The organism is Stenotrophomonas maltophilia group sp. RNC7 (genome assembly GCF_030910085.1).
Classification (GTDB): Bacteria; Pseudomonadota; Gammaproteobacteria; order Xanthomonadales; family Xanthomonadaceae; genus Stenotrophomonas; species Stenotrophomonas sepilia.
The window spans coordinates 1-516 of sequence record NZ_JAVFVN010000529.1; the positions used below are offsets into that span (position 1 = coordinate 1).

General features: G+C 37.4%; 1 protein-coding gene. It reads left to right on the forward strand.

Annotated elements, in window-relative coordinates; all coding sequences use genetic code 11:
• Positions 1-516: hypothetical protein (locus tag RCF13_RS10350; protein ID WP_308141129.1), on the forward strand; the 516-nt coding region annotated here is incomplete at both ends.

The following is a 516-nucleotide window of genomic DNA, read 5'->3' on the forward strand; positions in this document are numbered from 1 at the left end:
GCCAGATGGAGAGCACAATACATTCACATACGATACAAAAGGAAACTTACTGACTAGCAGTGATCCAACCAATCTAACGACTAAATACACATACAATTCCAAAGGCTTAACAGAGCGAGTCATTCAGCCTGATGGAAGCCGAATCGAATTTAGATATGACAGCAAAGGAAATGTTACAGAAATTACAGACCCAGAAGGCAATACGTCAAAGTTTACCTACGATCAATTAAATCGTGTAAAAACAGTAGTTGATCCGGAAGGAAATGCTACAACTTATGAATATACCAATAGTGGAAAGATCAGCAAAGTAATAGATGCAGAAGGAAACCTTGCTTCCTATTATTACAATGTAAATGGAAAGCTGGAAAGATTAGTCGATCAGGAAGGGAATATAACGAGATATCGATATAATTCTTCAGATTATCTAATCGAAGTAATAGATCCACTGAATGGCAGCACCTATATGGAATATGACGAAATGGGTAATATGGTGAAGTCCATTAATGCCAATGGTGG